At 68.4% G+C, this 16,073-nt stretch carries 15 protein-coding genes; 2 read left to right on the forward strand and 13 right to left on the reverse strand.

Features of this window, described 5'->3' with window-relative positions; all coding sequences use genetic code 11:
- Window positions 1–150 precede the first annotated feature (150 nt).
- From GO615_RS01885 to GO615_RS01915, 7 genes are all read right to left on the reverse strand, one after another.
- Window positions 151–1,092, reverse strand: coding sequence for an MlaD family protein (locus tag GO615_RS01885; protein ID WP_169125354.1), 942 nt, complete (start codon window positions 1,090–1,092; stop codon window positions 151–153).
- Window positions 1,093–1,902, reverse strand: a complete 810-nt coding sequence (locus GO615_RS01890) for an ABC transporter ATP-binding protein (protein WP_339380074.1) — start codon at window positions 1,900–1,902, stop codon at window positions 1,093–1,095.
- Window positions 1,899–3,020, reverse strand: coding sequence for an ABC transporter permease (locus tag GO615_RS01895; protein WP_169125355.1), 1,122 nt, complete (start codon window positions 3,018–3,020; stop codon window positions 1,899–1,901). The genes GO615_RS01890 and GO615_RS01895 overlap by 4 nt, the downstream gene beginning before the upstream one ends.
- A gap of 219 nt (window positions 3,021–3,239) precedes the next feature.
- Entirely contained in the window at window positions 3,240–4,139 is a 900-nt protein-coding gene (locus GO615_RS01900; RefSeq protein WP_169125356.1) for a DNA-3-methyladenine glycosylase family protein, read from the reverse strand.
- Window positions 4,136–5,209: a bifunctional DNA-binding transcriptional regulator/O6-methylguanine-DNA methyltransferase Ada gene (ada, locus tag GO615_RS01905; protein ID WP_169125357.1), complete on the reverse strand. Its 1,074-nt coding sequence runs from the start codon at window positions 5,207–5,209 to the stop codon at window positions 4,136–4,138. The genes GO615_RS01900 and ada overlap by 4 nt, the downstream gene beginning before the upstream one ends.
- Before the next feature lie 96 nt (window positions 5,210–5,305).
- Complete coding sequence (locus GO615_RS01910; RefSeq protein ID WP_169125358.1) at window positions 5,306–5,515, reverse strand: putative quorum-sensing-regulated virulence factor; 210 nt, start codon at window positions 5,513–5,515, stop codon at window positions 5,306–5,308.
- Window positions 5,512–6,999 carry an aminoacyl-histidine dipeptidase gene (locus GO615_RS01915; protein ID WP_169125359.1) on the reverse strand — a complete coding sequence of 496 codons (1,488 nt, stop codon included), beginning with the start codon at window positions 6,997–6,999 and terminating at the stop codon, window positions 5,512–5,514. Before GO615_RS01915 ends, GO615_RS01910 begins: the two co-directional genes overlap by 4 nt.
- 201 nt (window positions 7,000–7,200) lie before the next feature.
- On the opposite strand from GO615_RS01915, the gene GO615_RS01920 reads away from it, so the two are divergent.
- Window positions 7,201–7,875 (forward strand): DUF6781 family protein, encoded by a 675-nt coding sequence (locus GO615_RS01920; RefSeq protein WP_169125360.1) that lies wholly within the window; start codon window positions 7,201–7,203, stop codon window positions 7,873–7,875.
- Window positions 7,875–9,563, forward strand: a complete 1,689-nt coding sequence (locus GO615_RS01925; protein WP_169125361.1) for an ABC1 kinase family protein — start codon at window positions 7,875–7,877, stop codon at window positions 9,561–9,563. The genes GO615_RS01920 and GO615_RS01925 overlap by 1 nt, the downstream gene beginning before the upstream one ends.
- Window positions 9,564–9,672: 109 nt before the next feature.
- Here GO615_RS01925 and GO615_RS01930 read toward each other — a convergent pair whose 3' ends face one another.
- From GO615_RS01930 to GO615_RS01955, 6 genes are all read right to left on the reverse strand, one after another.
- A complete protein-coding gene (locus tag GO615_RS01930; protein WP_169125362.1) occupies window positions 9,673–10,380 on the reverse strand; it encodes an ABC transporter ATP-binding protein in 708 nt (235 codons plus the stop codon).
- A gap of 83 nt (window positions 10,381–10,463) precedes the next feature.
- A complete protein-coding gene (locus tag GO615_RS01935; RefSeq protein WP_169125363.1) occupies window positions 10,464–11,657 on the reverse strand; it encodes an ABC transporter permease in 1,194 nt (397 codons plus the stop codon).
- Entirely contained in the window at window positions 11,654–12,838 is a 1,185-nt protein-coding gene (locus GO615_RS01940; protein WP_169125364.1) for an efflux RND transporter periplasmic adaptor subunit, read from the reverse strand. Before GO615_RS01940 ends, GO615_RS01935 begins: the two co-directional genes overlap by 4 nt.
- Window positions 12,835–13,446 carry a TetR/AcrR family transcriptional regulator gene (locus GO615_RS01945; RefSeq protein WP_169125365.1) on the reverse strand — a complete coding sequence of 204 codons (612 nt, stop codon included), beginning with the start codon at window positions 13,444–13,446 and terminating at the stop codon, window positions 12,835–12,837. Before GO615_RS01945 ends, GO615_RS01940 begins: the two co-directional genes overlap by 4 nt.
- 230 nt (window positions 13,447–13,676) lie before the next feature.
- The gene (radA, locus tag GO615_RS01950; protein ID WP_169125366.1) at window positions 13,677–15,050 is read right to left on the reverse strand and encodes a DNA repair protein RadA; all 1,374 of its coding nucleotides are present in this window, start codon (window positions 15,048–15,050) and stop codon (window positions 13,677–13,679) included.
- Complete coding sequence (locus GO615_RS01955; protein WP_339380076.1) at window positions 15,050–15,967, reverse strand: LysR substrate-binding domain-containing protein; 918 nt, start codon at window positions 15,965–15,967, stop codon at window positions 15,050–15,052. Before GO615_RS01955 ends, radA begins: the two co-directional genes overlap by 1 nt.
- Between the last annotated feature and the right edge of the window lie 106 nt (window positions 15,968–16,073).

The raw sequence follows: 16,073 nt of genomic DNA on the forward strand, positions 1-16,073 counted from the left end.
CGGCAGGCTCGGGGGCGGCGGGAAGGAGGTAGGTGTCGACGGGCTCGGCCGTCGGCAGCACGGAACACGCGCCGAGGAGAAGTGTTGCGGCCAGCCCTGCCGCACAGCGCAGCCCGACCCCGCCGCGTCGGGCGCTCCGGCAATCGGTGGTCATGGCTTGAACTCCTTCATCGTTTCATTGCCCAGCAGGTAGTCCGTGGGGCGGTTTTCGAGCTGCCGGGCGATCGTCCGCACCGACACGAGGGTGTCCTGCAGTTCTGTGAGGGCGGGCCCCAGTTCCGCCGCGCCCCGTACCCCGGTGGCGAGCTGCGCGCGGTTTTCGGCGAGCAGCGCGTCGACGTTCTGCATCGCGCGCTCGAAGGCGGCCATCGCATTCTGAGCGCTCTGCAAGGTCTGCACGCCGCGTTCGTCGACGAGCCGGTTGGTTGCCTTGGCGAGCTTCGACGCTTCGGCCAGCGTCGCGTTCGCCTGCTCGCTCGCCCCGGCCAGCTCCTTCAGTGCGCGGCCGAGGTCCTCACGCTGGGCGGCGATCGCCCCGGTAGCCTGCTCCAGGCTTTGCAGCATGCGGCCGACGCTCTCCACGTTCTGTGCGGAAAAGAGCTCACGCGCCTGCAGCAGCACCTGGTTGGCGTTGAGCATGGCGTCCTCGCCGTCGGCAAGCAGCTTGCTGAGCGGCGACGGCGTGGCGACGATCTCCGGCACCTGGCCGGCCTCGCCCTCCAGCGGCTTGCTCGCCGGATCGTCGCCGCTGCTCAGGCGGATGATCGAGATGCCGGTGATCCCCGCAGGAACCAGGCGCGCACGGGTGTCGCTGCGCACCGGGGCCTCCGCATCGACACGCACGCGCGCAAACACGCGGCGCGGATCCTTCGGATCGAGCCGCAGGCTGGACACGTCGCCGATCTTGATGCCGTTGAACTCGACCGTGCTGCCCTTGGAGAGGCCGGTGACCGCTTCCTGGAATACCACGTCGTAAGTGCGGAACTGCTTGTCGCTGTCGGCCTTGCCGAGCCACAGCGCGAACATCAGCGCCGCACCGACCACCAGCAGGGTGAAGAAGCCGATCAATATGTGATGGGCGCGTGTTTCCATTCAGGTCTGCCCTCCATGGGAAGGTTTGTGCGGCACGCCATGCGCCGGAGAAACGGCCTGCGCCGCGGCGCGTCCGCGCGGACCGTGGAAGTATTCCCGTATCCACTCATCATCGAAGTCCGCGACGACATCGAGACGTTCATTCACGAGCACACGTTTCTGCGCGAGCACGGCGACGCGGTCCGTGATGGTGTAGATGGTGTCGAGATCGTGCGTGACCATGAAGACCGTGAGGCCGAGCGCGTCGCGCAGGGTCAGGATGAGGGCGTCGAACGCGGCCGCACCGATCGGGTCCAGCCCTGCGGTCGGCTCATCGAGAAACAGGATGTCGGGGTCGAGCGCAAGTGCGCGCGCAAGGGCCGCGCGCTTGATCATCCCGCCGGAGAGGTCTGCCGGATACTTCTCGCCCGCGTTGGCGGGCAGACCCGCGAGCGCGATCTTCAGCGCGGCGAGCCGGCCGGCGTCCGCGGCATTGAGCCCGGCATGCTCGATCAGCGGCAGGGCGACATTCTCCGCGACGGTCAACGACGAGAACAGTGCCCCCTTCTGGAACAGCACGCCGAAGCGCCGCTCGACGGCGGCACGCCGCAGCACGGGCAGGCCGAGCAGATCCTCGCCGAACACGCTGACGCTGCCGGCGGCAGGGCGGTTGAGCCCGACGATAGTGCGCAGCAGGACGGACTTGCCGGTACCCGAGCCGCCCACCACGCTCAGGATCTCGCCGCGCCGCACGTCGAGGTCCAGGCCATCGTGCACCACCTGGCGACCGAACTGGTTGCGCACGCCGCGCACTTCGATGATGTTGGTCACCAGCCCATCTCCATGCAGAAGAGCGCCGCCACCGCATCGACGACGATCACGATGAAGATGGACTGCACGACGGCCGAGGTCGTGTGCTCGCCGACGGACTGCGCGCTACCCTCCACCCTGAAGCCTTCCAGGCAGCCGATGACCGCGATCAGGAAGGCGAAGATCGGCGCCTTGGCGATGCCGACGATGAAGTGCCGCAGCCCGACGTGGCTTTCCAGCACGGACAGGAACATCGTCGGCGAGATCTCGAGCGTCATCGCGCACACCAGCATGCCGCCGACGATGCCCGAGATCATCGCGATGAAGCTCAGCATCGGCAGGGCCAGCAACAGCGCGGCGACGCGCGGCACGACGAGCAGCTCGACAGGGCTCAATCCTCCGACGCGGATCGCGTCGATCTCCTCGTTCGCGCGCATCGAGCCGATCTGTGCGGTGAAGGCGCTCGCCGTGCGGCCGGCGACGATGATCGCGGTGAGCATCGGCCCGAACTCGCGCAGGAAGGAGAACGCGACGAGGTCGACGGTGAAGATGCTCGCGCCAAAACCGGCCAGCACCGTGGCGCCGAGGAAGGCGACCACCGCGCCGACAAGGAAGGTCAGCAGCGCGACGATGGGCACGGCGTCGAGGCCGGTGCGTTCGAGGTTAGCCGCGAGCGAGGTGATGCGCCAGCGCCGCGGGCGCAGCATCACATGGAACGAGGTCTCCAGCGTGATGCCGATGAATCCGGCAATGTCGATAACGTGGCGCCAGAACGCAAGCATGCCGATGCCCGCGCGCTCCATGATGTCGCCGAAGGCGTAGCCCGCGGCGCGGGGCACGGGCGCGGCGGCGTCGATCACGCCGACCACGGCCTGGAGCAGGGCACGGCGTTCGGGCGGCAGCGGGCTTCCACCATCGGCCAGCGCCGCGAGCCGATCCTTGCCCAGCAGGTCGTGCAATAGGCTGACACCGGCAGTGTCGAGTGCGCCGACGGCGCCGAGATCGACGTCGGCATCATCGGCGACCCGGGGGCGCAGGCGTGCGATGTCGGCCGCGAGGGCGGCGTAGTTCGCAATCGTCCAGTCGCCCCGCAGGCGCACCTGCGGGCCTTCGATGTGGATGAATGCCGGTTCCGTCATCGGCCGCGGGCTCCCTCCCTGTCGCGCTCGCGCATCGCGAGGTCCATCGTGTTGAGATACGAGATCATGTCAGCGTAATCGAACCAGCCGGCAGACGGCGATTCATGCATGGTAAACCGCGGGGCGCCGCCACGGCGAGAAGGGACATGGATCAGAGGCGCATGGACTCCGCGTTCCCTGCTGTCCATTGCTACAAATAGATCCACCGGCACACGCCCGTCAATACGCGACAGCCTTCCCCGCCCACAGGTGTGCCGCCACCAGCGCTCGCCACGGCGCATAGCGGGCGAGCCACTCCTTCGCCTCGGCTTCGCCCACCCTGCCCTCCGTTCCCAGCAGCGCCTGGATCCCCCGACGCACCGCGACATCCCCGTGCAAGGACCCATCGAGCCAGCCAAAACCGCGCAACAGCACGTAATCGACGGTCCACGGGCCGACGCCGCGCACCGCGAGCAGGCTGGAACGAATCTTCTCGACGGACGCCGTTTCCGCCCACCCGTCGAGGGGCAGCTCCCCTCCCGCAACCCGACGCGCGAGCGCCAGCAGCGTGCGCGCCTTCGCGGTCGAAAAGCCGGCGGCGCGCAGGTCGTCCTCCGCAAAAAGCGCAAGCCGTGCCGCGTCCGGATAGCACAGCATCCCCGACGTGTGGCGGATCCCGGCGGCGGCGATCAGCCGTCGCCGCAGCGACACGGCGGCCGCGACGCTGATCTGCTGGCCGGTCACCGCCCAGCTCAGCGCCTCGAAAGGCGTTGTCGTGACCGGCACGCGCAGTCCCTTCTGCGCCGAGATCAGGGAGCCGATGGCCGGATCGTCGCGGAAGCGGGCCTCGAATGCCTCGACCGTCTGTTCCAGCCCCAGCATGCGCCGCACCATCGTCGTGAAGCGGGGCTCGATATCGCACGCCGGCTCCGCGTCGAGCACGATGTCCGCGCTCGCCATCCTGTCGGCAAAACGCACATTCAGGCAGGCGGGGATCCCGTCCCACAGCAGGCCCTTGCACAGCGAATCGCCGGTGACACGTTCGGCCAGCTCCTGTGTGTCGCGCCGATGGAACGCGAGGATATCCCCGGGACAGAAGCCGGCAGGGAGCGCGAGCGCGACGGCGGCCTGTCGCGTCATTGCCCCGCTTCACGCGCGAGCAGGAGGCGCTTGCGCTCGACGCCCCACCGATAACCGGACAAGCCGCCGTCGCTGCGCACCACACGATGGCAGGGAATCGCCACTGCGAGCGGATTGGCCGCGCATGCGCCGGCGACCGCACGCACCGCCGCGGGCGCGCCGATGCGCCGCGCGATCTCCGTGTAGCTCGCGGTCTCACCCGCCGGGATCTCCTGCAGCGCCTGCCACACGCGCATCTGGAAAGCGGTGCCGCGCACGTCCAGCGGCAGGTCCAGTCCCAGCTTCGGCGCCTCGACGAAACCGATCACCGTTGCCACGATGCGTTCGTAATCCGCATCGCCGCCAATCAACTCGGCGCGCGGGAAACGGTCCTGCAGGTCGCGCACGAGCGTATCGGGATCGTCGCCGATGAGGATCGCGCAGACGCCGCGCACGGTGCTCGCGACGAGGATTGCCCCCAACGAGCACTGCCCGACCGCGAAACGGATCCGCTGCCGCGCGCCGCCGGCGCGGTAGCTGCTCGCCGTCATGCCCAGCGTCCGCCCGGAGTCTTCATAGAAGCGCCCGCTCGAACCGTAGCCCGCCGCGTAGAGCGCATCGGTCACCGATGCCCCGCCGTCGAGCTTCGCCCGCATCCTTTCCGCCTGGCAGGCCTTCGCATAGGCGCGGGGTGTTGTCCCGGTGACCGCCTTGAAGACGCGGTGCAGATGGAAGGCGCTCATGTTCGCGAGTCCTGCTAGTTCCTCCAGCGTCGGCGGCGTCTCCGCCTGCTCGATCTGCCGGCACAAGGCGGCAACGGTCTCGGCATGCTGCTGCGCGAGCGAAGGCCCGTCCGGCACGCAACGCAGGCACGCGCGATATCCCGCGCGGAGCGCGTCCTCGCCCGTCGCGAAGAACTCCACGTTCTCCGGCCGCGGCGTGCGTGCCGCGCACGACGGCCGGCAGTAAACGCCGGTAGTCCGCACCGCGTAGCAGAACGCCCCGTCGGCCGTCGCGTCGCGCGCCAGCACTGCCGCCCAGCGCGGATCGGCCGCCGTCGCGGCGGCACGCGCCTCGATTTGCTTGGACATCTTCATCACCTCGTCAGAATCCGGTGACCCCCACTGTAGGCACGCGTGTCCCCGGACGCACTCCGGTCCTTGCTTTCGAATTCGACAGCACCGCGATCATTTCCGCAGCGGCGCCAGCAATCCGGACAGGCCGTTGTGATCCAGCTCGTGCATCAACGCGAGCAGTTGTCCCAGCTTGCCCGGCGGGAAGCCTTCGCGCGCGAACCAGTTCAGGTAATGCCCCGGCAGATCGGCAATCAGCCGCCCCTTGTACTTGCCGAAAGGCATCTCCGTGCTCACCAGCGCTTCGAGATGCTCCGGACTCACGCTGCCTCCGCACGCCGTCCGGCAATCGCCGCGAGGATCGCGCCCAGCAGGTGCCACACACGGCCTACCGAAGCAATCTCGACACGCTCGCCCGGCGCATGGGCGCCCCGTATGGTGGGGCCGAAGGAGACAATCTGCATGTCGGGGCACTTCGCCGCGATGAGTCCGCATTCGAGCCCAGCATGGATCACCTGCACACGCGACTCGACCCCGTGCTCGCGCCGATACACGTCGCGGCACAGCGCGAGCAGCGGCGAATCGGCCTTCGGCGCCCAGCCCGGATAGTGCCCCGATGCCTCGGCCGCAGTTCCCGACAGTCCGAAGAGGCTGACGATCTCGTCGCCGAGCGCAATAGCCGCTCCATCCAACAATGAGCGCACCATGAAGCTGCACGAACCGCCATCCGGCCCCAGCGCGACGATGCCGAGGTTGTTCGACGTCTCGACGACGCCCGCCACGCTCGGACTGCGGCGACGCACCCCATGCGGCGCCGCATGCAATGACGCAAGCCACACCGCCTGCTCCGCCGCCGACATCACCGGTTCGACTGCCGTGACAGGCACCGCCCGCAAACTCACACCCTCGTCCACGCCCTGCAATTCCTCGCGCAGCCGCGCCTGCCACTCCGCGAGGACACGCCTCAACTCATCGCCGCAGCCGTGCCGCAGCGCCACCCGCGCATGCGCATCGCGCGGCAGCGCATTGCGCGCCGAACCGCCTTCGAGCGCACCGAGGCGCAGGTCGAATCGGCGCTCCAGATCGCGCAGCACGCGCACCAGCAGCTTGATCGCGTTGCCCCGCTCCTCATGGATGTCCACGCCCGAATGCCCGCCGCGCAGGCCGTGAAGCTCGACCTGCCACTGCTCCGTCCCGACCGGCGGCTGCTCTGCCCGCCCCGAACGGCGAACATTCACGTCCAGCCCCCCCGCACAGCCGATGTAGAACTCGCCCCATTCCTCCGTATCCAGGTTCAACATCAGCCGCCCGTGCAACACATCGGCGTCGAGCCCTTGCGCACCGCCCATTCCGGCTTCCTCATCCACCGTCAGCAAGGCCTCGAGCGGCCCATGCACGAGCGAATCATCCTCCAGCACCGCGAGGATCAGCGCCACGCCGATGCCGTTGTCGGCACCGAGCGTCGTCTCCGCGGCGGTGAGCCAGTCGCCGTCCCGAAGCACGCGGATGGGGTCGCGCGAGAAGTCGTGCGCCGAATCGGCCGTCTTCTGGCACACCATGTCCAGATGCGCCTGCAGCACGACGCCCGGCGCCCCTTCGCAGCCAGGGCTCGCTGGCTTGCGGATCAGCAGGTTGCCCGCCGGATCGACCGACGCCTCCAGTCCGTGCGACACAGCGCGATCGCGCAGCACGTCACGCAGCGCACCCTCCGCCTTGGACGCGCGCGGGATACGACACAGCGTGGAGAAATGCGCCCACACGGGCGCGGGCTCGAGGCCCGAGAAGACGGGCGAGGCGGAATCGGACATGGCAGGGAGCACAAGGACGGTCATAGCGGTCAAGTGCGCAATGGTAAGCCACGAAGACCCCGGGGCACGATCGGCAACAGGCCCTTGCAGACTGGATAACGTCAAAAATTCCATCGCCATCCACCTTTCCGGAGGCCATACTTCAGATATGTTGCAACAGCATCGGCGCCCCGCCGGACGCCGCACGAACGGGGGAAAGTCATGAACCAGGACTTCGAAAACATCGAACGCGACGTGGGTGCCGCGATCGACGGCGATCCGGCCAAGGTCGCCGAACGCGTGCGCACGATCACGCTCGGGGCACTGTCGCACGGCAAGCTGGACACCGACGCGCTCAAACAGGTCACCGATGCCGTGCTCAGGGGCGCGCAGCAAGGCATCGAGCGCCCCGACCGCGAACGCACCGACGCCATCCGCGAAGCGGTGCGCGGGCTGGACGAGGCCCTCGCGGCCGCCGCCCAGGCGACACTGCTCGCCGTGAAGGAGGCCGTCGGACGCGGCAGCGAGTATTCGCGCCAGGAAATCCGCGGCACACTCGACCAGCTGGGGGCGATGGAGTCGAACTTTTTGCGCACCCTGGCCGACGCGGGACGCGGCGCAACCGGGCTCGCGCGCTCCACACTGCACGAACTCGCCGAGCACGCGCGCAACAGCGGTACCGCGGTCGGCGGCCGAGTCGCGAACGCGGGAGCCGACCTCACGCGCGCCGTCGCGGAACTCACGCGCGAGCAGCTGCAAAGCGGCGTCCAGACGCTGCGCAACGAGGCGGGACTGCTCGCCGCACTCGCCTCGGGGATGCTCAGGGGCATCGCCGACCGGCTGCACCCGGCCGGTTCCGACAACGACAAGGGCGGACCGGGCGATCCGCAAGGCTGATGCTATGGAAAGCGCTCGGCGCCGCGCGTGAGCTGACACGCGCCCACGACATCGCCGCCGTCCTCATACGCTACGGCTTCGGCGATCTCGTACGCCGCATAGGCCTTGCCGACACGCTCGAGCGCGCCGGCAAGGCGCTGCACTGGACCGAGCCCGAGGAACTGGCGCGCCTCGAACCCCCAGCACGCGTGCGCCGGGCCTTTGAAGAGCTCGGCCCGACCTTCATCAAGCTCGGCCAGATTCTCGCCACCCGCGTCGACCTGTTTTCCCCGGACTGGATTACCGAATTCGGCCGTCTGCAGGATGCCGCCCCGGCCGTTCCCTTCGACCAGGTGCGAGCGCAGCTCACCGAGGATCTAGGTGAATCGCCCGAAAGCGCCTTCGCCGAACTCGACACCGAGCCGCTCGCTGCCGCCTCCCTCGCGCAGGTCTACCGCGCCCGACTGCATGACGGCCGTCCGGTGATCCTCAAGGTGCGCCGGCCCGGCATTCGCCCGACCATCGAGGCCGACCTGCGGCTGCTCGCCCGCCTCGCCGAGATCATCGAGGCCGAAGCGCCCGACCTGCGCCGCTACCGTCCCTGCCAGGTCGTGCGCGAGTTCACGCTGTCGCTGCGCCGCGAGATCGACTTCGCCGCCGAGTGTCGCTACGCCGAACGCGTCGCGGCGAGTTTCATCGGCCACCCGGAGATCGTCATCCCGCGGGTGCACTGGCAGTGGTGCGGCGAGCGCCTGAATGTTCAGGACTACGTCGACGGCATCCCCGGCCGCGACCTGGCCGCCGTCGATGCCGCCGGGCTGGAACGCAAGCTCCTCGCCCGACGCGGCGCATCCGCGGTGCTGAAGATGATGCTGGAGGACGGTTTCTTCCACGCCGACCCCCACCCCGGCAACGTGTTCTACCTGCACGGCAACCGCATCGCCTTCATCGATTTCGGCATGGTCGGGCGGCTTTCGGAGACGCGCCGCTACGAGCTCGCGATGCTGCTCAACGGCCTCGTCTCGAACGACGCCGCCACCGTGGCCGACGTCCTGCTCGAATGGCGCGACGCCGAAGCGCCGGAAACGGAGCCGGAACGCCTGCGCCATGAGATCGACACCTTCGTCGACCAGTACAAGGGCATCCCCCTCAAGCAACTCGACCTCGGCGCGATGCTGTCCGACCTCGTGATGATCCTGCGCGAGCATGGAATTGCCCTGCCCTCGGACCTGTCCCTGCTGATCAAGGCCTTCATCACGCTGGAAGGCATGGGGCGCCAGCTTGATCCGGACTTCGACATGGGCGCCGAAGCCGCCCCCTTCCTGCGGCGCGTGCTGCTCGCCCACCACGCCCCTGCCGCGGTGGCCAAACGCGGCTGGCGCACACTGGCCCAGGCCATGGATCTCGTCACCGGCCTGCCGCGCGACCTCAGCCAGCTCCTGCGTTCGGCCCGGCGCGGCAAACTCCAGGTGCAGGTCGACATCGTTTCGCTCAAACGCCTCGGGGATCAAGTCGACCGTGCGGCCACGCGCATGACGATCGGGATCGTCACCGCGGCGCTGATCATCGGCTCGGCCATCGTCATGACCGTGGTGGGCGATCCCGGTTTCGCCGCGCTGGATACGCTGGGGCTGCTGGGCTTCGCCGGGGCCGTGGCGGGCGGAGTGGCGCTGCTCCTGTCGATCTGGCACGGCGGACGTGGGGAATGACCCGCCATGATCAACGCGGCAACCGAATGGATCACCCCCTTCGCCCCGAGCCTGTCCTGTGCGAAGTCAAAGGGTTGAGCCCGAACGGAGGCATTCGATTGCCGCCTTGTCAAACCCCACGCCCCTCGCCCGCCTCTTCGTAGGTTCGTCCGTCGCGGATGCGATACAGGCGGCGGAAGGTCGGGATGATCTTCTCGTCGTGCGTCACGACGATGATCGCGGTGCGATACTGCTCCGCCATCCGGTTGAGGATGCGCACCACGTTCAGCGCACGCTCGCTGTCGAGCGGCGCGGTGGGTTCGTCGGCGAGCACGACCGGCGGCCGGTTCACCAGCGCCCGCGCGATCGCCACGCGTTGCTGCTCGCCGCCCGAGAGTTCCGACGGCGCCGCCTTCGCGCGATGCCCGACGTCGAGCGCCTCGAGCAGCTCGACGGCCTGCCGACGTGCCTCGCGGTTCGACTTGCCGGCCAGCATCGGCAACAGCGCGACGTTGTCGGTCACGTCCAGGAAGGGAATCAGATACGGTGCCTGGAACACGAAACCGATGTTGTCGCGCCGCAGGCTGCGCAGGTCGCGAATCTTCCAGCCGCCGTCGAACGCCGTCCGCCCGCCCAACGCCATGTATCCCGCCGTCGGCTCGATCACCGCCCCGAGGCACTTCAGCAGCGTGCTCTTGCCCGAACCGCTCGGCCCGATCAGACCGACCACCTCGCCGGGCGCGATCCTCATGTCGACGCCCTTCAGCGCATCGACCGCGGCATCCCCCTCGCCGTAACGCTTGCTCAAGCCCCTGACTTCGATCGCCGGCATGTCCATGTCAGTACCGCCGAGCCGTCTCAAGGTACTGACACGCCCCCTCGGGGGGCAGCGAGCGTAGCGAGCGTGGGGGCTGTTTCATCCTAGCCCCCGATCGCCGTCGCGGGATCGACTTTCAGCGCGACCCGGATCGCCAGCAGGCTTGCGACCGCGCACACCACCATGGTCGCCAGCAGCCCGCGCACCGCGTCCCCCGGCAGCAACAGCACGTACTTCGGGAAATACGGCGCCCACAGCGTCGCCACCGTCTTGCCCATCACGAATCCGATCAGCCCGAGCCCGAGCGACTGCTGCAGGATCATCGCCGCGATCGTGCGGTTGCGTGTGCCGATCAGCTTCAGCACCGCCAGCTCGCGCACCTTGCCTAGCGTCATCGTGTAGATGATGAAGGACACGATCGCCGCACTCACGATCGCGAGGATCACCAGGAAGGTCGCGATCTGCCGGGCCGAGGTCTCGATCAGCTTCGCGACGAGGATCTCCTCCATCTGCGCGCGCGTGTACGCCTCCAAATGCTTCCAACGGCGGATGTCATCGGCCACCCGCTCCGGATCATGGCCGTCGGCGACCCTGACCAGCACCGCATTCACGCTGCGGCTGGCCGCCTGCGTCGCCAGGATCGCATCGAGCAGTCCCGGCACGCCCGGACGGTTCAGCGCCGGATTCGCCGCAGTGCGCGCGCGCTCGTTCACGATCGCATCGTTGTCCTTGAGGAACTGTGCCTCCTGGGCATCCTTGAGCGACAGGAACACCATCGGATCCCCGCTCGACGACACCATGCGCCGCGTGAGCCCCACGACCTCATACTCGTGCCGCCGGATCCGCACCCGCTCGCCGAGTCGGAAGCCCGTGCGCACATCCGCAACCACCTCGTAATGGCTGCGCACGATGCGACGGCCGGCCACAAGGAAGGGCGGCTCGCCAGGGTGCCCCGGTTCGAAGCCCACCGCCATCACGCGCACGTCGCGCTCACCCTGCCGGATCTGCATCGTCAGGTAGGTCACGTTCGACGCCTCGGCCACACCCGGCATTCCCACGATCGCGCGGTACACATCGTCGCGCAGGTTCGACGGCTCCGCATAGGGCCCCAAGGTCTCCTGCTGCACCACCCAGATATCCGCGCCGCTGCCGCGCATGAGCACCTGTGCGTCATCGACCATGCCGCGATAGATCCCCGCCATCGACAGCGTCACGCCAATCAGCAGGCCCAGCCCGACGCCGGTGAAGACGTACTTCGCCCAGTGGTGAAGAATGTCGCGTCCCGCAAGGCTGATCATCGCTGCACCGGAACCAGCGATTCGGTCGGACTCACCCGGTCACCCGCCTCCAGTTCGCGCTCGCTATGGACGACGACGCGGTCGCCCGCCTGCAGTCCGTCGAGCACCGCGACCCGCCCGTCGAGCGCGGTTTCCCCCGTGCGCACCGGCACGAACGCCGCTGCCCCATCCGCAACGGTCCATACGCCGCGCCGTCCGCCGCGATCATGCACTGCCACCCCGGGCACCGCGAGCACCTCCGCGCCGCGGGTCGTCGCGATCGTCACCTCGGCCAGCTCCCCGAAGGCGAAATCCTGCAGCGTCTCATCGAACACGACCTGCACGATGCGCTCCTCCGTCACCGCGTCGCCATTGAGTTCGACACGAGAAACCCGGCCCGGCAAGCTCACCCCGGGCCGCGAACGCAGCACGATCGCAGCCGCCTGCCCGGCACGCACGCCGCCGGCGCGCCCCTGGTCGATCCGCGTCCGCACGCGCACGCTCGCGGGATCGACCATGCGCAGCACCGTCTGCCCGGCCACCAGCGTCGTTCCCGGCTCCGCATCGCGCGCCGTCACCACCCCCGCCACCGGCGCCACAAGGCGCACATTCGCCCGTTGCCGCTCCACCGCCACCCGCTCGGCCTCCAGCCGCGCCACATCCATTCGCGCCGCGTCGAGCTGCGCCCGCGCAGCCTGCAACTGGGCGCCAGCGGAATCCGCCTCCTGCCGCTTCGCCTCCACCGCCGCATCGCTGAAGAAGGCCTGCTCGCCGAGCGACGCATAGCGTCGCGCGTTCCGCCCCGCGAGCGCCTGCCGCACTTCGGCATCGCGCACCTGCGCCTGCGCCGCATCCAGGGCATGAACGGCGCGTGCCGACGCCGCCCGCGACGCCGAAAGACGCGCGTCCAGTTCAACCGGGTCCATCTCCGCGAGCAACTGTCCCGCCCGCACCTCGCTCCCCACGTCCGCGTGCACCGCGAGCACGCGCCCCGGAACCGTCGGCCCGATCGCGTAACTCCTCTCCGCCTCGACCGTGCCGACGCCGAACACTGCGTTCTCGAACGCCCCGCGCTCGACCGTCGCCATCGTCACCCGCACTGGCGCGAACGGTCCGCTCCGAACCATCAACAGGATGAAACCTGCCAGCAGGCCGAGCCCGAGGATGGACAGCACCACCATTCGCACCATCGGCCGCCTCATGCCCGCCTCCCCGCGATCCCCGACAGATAGACCTCGAACACCCCATCCGCCGACTCTTCCACCCCGCGCATCCCTCCGGCGAGCATCGATTGCATCACCAGTCCCTGGATCGCACCGACGAACAGAGTCGCGGCGTGCTCCACATTGAGCTCACGCCCGACGACTTCCCCCTCCCTCGCGCATTTCAGGACCTGCAACAAGGTGCCCCGGTAACTGCCGAGCAGCGCCCGGATGCGCCGCTTCACCGCGCTGTCGCCCGGCTGCTGCAGTTCGTGGAAGATCAGGCGCGGCGCGCCGGGGTGAGCAACGGCAAAACCGATATGCGCGCGAAACATCGCACGGAGCTGCTCTATCGGCTCGCTGCTAGAAAGCGATGCCTCCTCGACCGCTCCCAGCAGGTTCTCTTCGATCCAGTCAGCCACCGCCAGCCAGATCGCTTCCTTGGTCGGGAAATGGCGGAAAACCGCCCCTTGCGTCAGCTGCATGGCGGCCGCAATGCGTACGGTGGTGACGTCCGCAGGGCTGCTTTCGGCCGCCAGCTCGAGCACGGCCTTAACGATCTCGGCTCGCCTGAGTTCCGTCGAGCGCCGGATGCGCGGGGAGTCCATCGCGACACCTTGCTAGTAAGTAATTGCTTACTAGCTTAGTATAAGAAAAATACGATGTACACCCGTCAGATCTGCCTCATCCCGCACGGGGACGCAGGGGGGACGAAATCCCGCGGTCGCGATGAGGCTCGCCGCGGGGCGATGTCTGCGCCCGATGTGGCGGGATTTCATCGCGCCCTGCCCGGACTCGTGCGATCGCCTTGAAGCTCCACCGCGCCTGCCGAAAGACCTCAGGCTTCGATCTCGCGCGCCTGTTCGATCGCTTCCTCGATCCGGTCCACCGCAATCACCCGCATGCCGGCGATCGCCTGTTTGGGCGCATTGGCCTTCGGGATGATTGCGACCGTGAAGCCGAGTTTCGCCGCCTCCTTCAGGCGCTCCTGCCCGCGCGGCGCAGGCCGGATCTCGCCCGCCAGGCCCACCTCGCCGAACACCACCAGCTCGCGCGGCAGCGCCCGGCTGCGCAAGGACGACACGATTGCCAGCAGCACCGCGAGGTCCGCCGCCGGTTCGGCGATCTTCACGCCGCCCACGGCATTCACGAACACGTCCTGGTCGAAGCACACCACGCCCGCATGGCGATGCAGCACCGCGAGCAGCATCGCCAGCCGGTTCTGCTCGAGTCCCACCGACAGGCGGCGCGGATTCGGGCTGTGCGCGCCGTCCACCAGCGCCTGGATCTCCACCAGCAGCGGCCGCGTGCCCTCCTGCGTCACCAGCACGCAGCTGCCCGCCACCTGCTGGCTGTGCTGCGACAGGAAGATCGCCGACGGATTGCTCACGCCGCGCAGGCCGCGCTCCGTCATCGCGAACACGCCCAGCTCGTTCACCGCGCCAAAGCGGTTCTTGAACGCGCGCACGAGGCGGAAGCTCGAATGCGTATCCCCCTCGAAGTACAGCACCGTATCGACGATGTGCTCCAGCACGCGCGGCCCCGCGAGCGTGCCGTCCTTGGTCACGTGGCCGACCATGATCAGGCTCGTGCCGCTCTGCTTCGCGAAGCGCGTGAGCTGCGCCGCACACTCGCGCACCTGCGCCACCGAGCCGGGCGCCGACTGCAGCGCCTCCGAATACACCGTCTGGATCGAGTCGATCACCGCGATGCGCGGCTTCGACTCCTTCAGCGTCGCGAGGATGCGCTCGAGGTTGATCTCCGGCAGCAGCTTCAGCCCCGCCGGATCGAGCTGCAGGCGCTGCGCCCGCAGCGCCACCTGCTCGCCCGACTCCTCGCCGCTCACATAGATCGCCGCCTGCTGCGTCGCGAGCGCCGACAGCGCCTGCAGCAGCAGCGTCGACTTGCCGATGCCGGGATCGCCGCCGATCAGCACCACGCCACCGGAAACCAGGCCGCCGCCGAGCACGCGGTCGAATTCCTCGATCCCCGTCGGCGTGCGCGGCTCCTCGCGCGGCTCGAGCTCCGCGAGCGACTGCAGCCTGCCCGTCGTGCCGGCCAAGGCCGCGAACCGGCTGCTGCCCGGCGCCGTCGCCTCGATCACTGTCTCGACCAGCGTGTTCCAGCCCTTGCACTGCGGACACTGGCCCTGCCAGCGCGGCGCCTGCCCCCCGCACTCGCTGCAGACGAAGCTCGTCTTCGCCTTCGCCATCACGCGCTCACGTCATCGGCCGCCATGCGTTTGAACTCCGCGACTGCATATTCCGCGAAGGTCGTGATCAGTCGGGAACGGAACTTGTCGCGCGGCACGATCACCTCGAGCGGCGTGTATTGCCGCGGCTCCAGCGGAATCCCGATCAGGCGCCCCTCGCGGATGTCGCGCTGGATCGCCGCGCGCGACGCGATCGCGAACCCCATGCCCTCGGCCGCCAGATGCTTTACCGTCGCAAGGCTTCCCAGCTCCGCGCAGATCGTCAGCTCGTCGATGCCGATGCCCGCGGCGGCAAAGAAATCCTCCGCCAGCACGCGGATCGCGTTGCCAGGATCGCGCGTGATCAACGGATGATCCTTCAGCACCTTGGCGCTGAGGCTCTTGTGCTTCGCCAGCGCATCCTTCGGGGAGCAGATCACGAACAGTTCATCGCGCGTCGCCGTCATGCGCTCGATCGCCGGCTGTTCCGAAACGATCTCGATCAGCCCGAGGTCGAGCTCGCGCGACGCGACGCGATCCTCGGTCAGCTGCGAGTTCCCGACCACCACGCGCGGCACCACGCGCGGATACTTGCGCTTGAAGCCTTCCAGCAGCTGCGGCAGCCAGTACGCCGCGATCGTCGTGCTGGTCCCGATGTTGAGCGCCCCGCCGAGCTCGTCGGTCAGTTCCGACACCCTCGACTCGAGCTCGTCCGACAGATCCAGGATCCGGTCCGCGTAGGCGAGCACCACCTCCCCGGCCGGCGTCAGGCTCACGCGCCCGTGCCCGCGCTCGAGCAGGCGCGTGTTGAAATGCTCCTCCAGCTGCTTGATCTGGAAGGTCACGGCCGGCTGGGTCATGAAAAGATGTTCCGCGGCCCGGGTGAAGGAACCGTACTTGGCCACGGCGCTGAATACCTGAAGTCTGCGATCAGCCACGGCAACTCCATAAGTCTCGTTTATGCACTGCATTAAAGCACAGCTCATGCGCTACGTGGTATGTCTGACAATCACCTGACATCTCCGCACGAATCGTGGCAATGAG

Origin of the sequence: Aromatoleum evansii, assembly GCF_012910805.1 — a bacterium.
Classification (GTDB): Bacteria; Pseudomonadota; Gammaproteobacteria; order Burkholderiales; family Rhodocyclaceae; genus Aromatoleum; species Aromatoleum evansii.